This window comes from Pontibacter sp. GD13 (assembly GCF_058216355.1).
In genome coordinates this window covers 1-1,365 of the sequence record NZ_JBYZMQ010000023.1, presented here as the reverse complement: position 1 = coordinate 1,365, position 1,365 = coordinate 1, and the positions used below count along the sequence as shown (strand labels likewise).

1 protein-coding gene is annotated in these 1,365 nt (G+C 55.2%); it reads right to left on the bottom strand.

Features of this window, described 5'->3' with window-relative positions; translation table 11 throughout:
* Positions 1-32: 32 nt before the first annotated feature.
* Complete coding sequence (locus AC4BAN_RS17135; protein WP_490565639.1) at positions 33-1,253, bottom strand: IS4 family transposase; 1,221 nt, start codon at positions 1,251-1,253, stop codon at positions 33-35.
* Positions 1,254-1,365 lie beyond the last annotated feature (112 nt).

Sequence of the window (1,365 nt, the reverse complement as noted above, 5' to 3'; positions counted from 1 at the left end):
CAGGAGTGGTCGGAAGAAATTCTGACCACTTTTTATGTTTTAAAGAGCTTGTCCAAGTCTCCTTGGCAATGAGCCACCACGATGGCAATAGCCAGGTTTCTGATTTCCATAGCGAACCTGCGTTTGGCAGTTTTGTAGCCGATGGCGTTCGCCTGCTTGTAGATAAGCAGCAGCATGGCCACGATCAAGGTCATGTAGAGCATCACCTCTATGCCGTTTTGATTGAGCGAGACCAAGTGGCTCAGGTGGAGCTCCTGTTTCAGGAAGCGAAAGAACACCTCTATGTCCCACCTGCGCCGGTAGGCCTGGGCAATTTCCTGGGCAGGCGCCTCCAGCTCGTTGGTCAGCAGCCAGTAGCGCTGCTTTGGGTCTTGCCTGCTCTCCACGATGAGGAGGCGAAAGTCCTGCTCCAGCAGGCTTTCCCGGTAATGCGCATTCCCTTTCCTGTTGTTGATGCGCTTTCCGTAGTAGAGCCTGACGAGCTGATCGCTTACCAGCACCGCTTCTCCCAGGTCTGTCTGCTGGTCTTCCCCAAGCAGGCTGGCCTGCAGCTCATACTTGCGGTTTTCCTTCACCCAGCAGACAAAGGGCACGCGCCGCTCGTCAAAGGCCTCCAGGCTTTTGGCCGACTGCAGGCCCCGGTCCAGCACATAGAGGCTCTTGTGGCCATCCTCCTGCCTGACATGCTGCCAGACCACCTGGGGCAGGGCCACGTCCTCGCTGCTACAGCTGCTCTCCCTGAAAGCCCGGGCACTGCAGGGCAGCACCCCGTCAAAGGCCATGGTGTATTTGACTGCCTTCCTGCCGCTGGCATGCCCGATGCCGGTTTGTAGCTTGCCGGCCGTATCCCTCACCAGGGTGCTGTCCACACGGATCAACTTGTGCTTCTGCCGGTCACCCTCGGAGTATAGGCCGGCATACCGCTCATAGACGCACTCGTAGATCTGGCTGAAGTAACGCGCATCTATTTTGGACAAACGTTCTGAGATAGAGCTCCGCCGGACGCTCTCACTGGCATCCAGGTGAAAAAGCTGCTTGAAGAGCGGATCATTGAAGGTGTCCTCCAGGCTCCGCTGGCTAAGGCGCTCGTTTTCCAGCATCCCATAGAGCAAGAGGTAGAACATCTTGCGCCCATGGAGCACCTTGGCATAGCGGTCTACATCGCTTTGAAGGGAGAGTTGCGCCAGGTATTGCTCGGGGATAAGCTCCAGCAGCTGGCTCACACTCATCTTGTGGTCTTTGAATATGCTCATCTGTTCAATCTTTTAGCCTGTAAAGACAACAAACAAAAGAAGCATATAAGTCAGGGAACAAAAAAACAGCCCCCATACAAAAAATGGTCGGAATTTCTTCCGACCACTCCTG

Bases quoted from the DNA above. Each gene is read 5' to 3' on its own strand.
- AC4BAN_RS17135 (WP_490565639.1), bottom strand. From the start codon at position 1,253: ATGAGCATATTCAAAGACCACAAGATGAGTGTGAGCCAGCTGCTGGAG.